This is a genomic window from Erythrobacter sp. HI0063 (genome assembly GCF_001635685.1).
Taxonomy (GTDB): domain Bacteria; phylum Pseudomonadota; class Alphaproteobacteria; order Sphingomonadales; family Sphingomonadaceae; genus Qipengyuania.
In genome coordinates, this window is the sequence record NZ_LWFF01000231.1 from 1 (window position 1) to 508 (window position 508).

Sequence of the window (508 nt, forward strand, 5' to 3'; positions counted from 1 at the left end):
TTTCGGAGACGTTGTGGCGTTCCTTGGTCAGGATCGGGAATTTACCGGTCGGCGTCGGGTGCAGCTCGGTCCCCAGCATGGCGACAGCCGCGCCGATTTCGTAACCGTCGCGAAAGACCGACACGGTGCGCGCTTCCAGATCCACTGTCACGACCAGCTTGCCGGTTTCGGGCGCGGCATCGGTGTTCCAGTGCCATTCACCGTATTTCATCGGCCCTTCGATGGGCAGAATGCTCTTGATGACGAAAGGCTCGTTCGCGCGCCGCTCGCCGCCACGTCTGCGCCTTCCGCTTCGGAAAAGCCCGTCGGCGTTCATGGCGCGCTGGCCGCGAAAACCCTCGCAGATATCGAGCGGCGCGCGAACGAGCCTTTCGTCATCAAGAGCATTCTGCCCATCGAAGGGCCGATGAAATACGGTGAATGGCACTGGAACACCGATGCCGCGCCCGAAACCGGCAAGCTGGTCGTGACAGTGGATCTGGAAGCGCGCACCGTGTCGGTCTTTCGC

The 508-nt window shown here is 62.2% G+C and carries 2 pseudogenes; one reads left to right on the forward strand and one right to left on the reverse strand.

Annotation, left to right across the window (positions count from 1 at the left end):
* Positions 1 to 211 (reverse strand): annotated as a pseudogene (locus A3736_RS17050) (L,D-transpeptidase); the annotation flags it as partial.
* On the opposite strand from A3736_RS17050, the pseudogene A3736_RS17055 reads away from it, so the two are divergent.
* Positions 191 to 508 (forward strand): annotated as a pseudogene (locus A3736_RS17055) (L,D-transpeptidase); the annotation flags it as partial. The pseudogenes A3736_RS17050 and A3736_RS17055 sit on opposite strands and share 21 nt — an antisense overlap.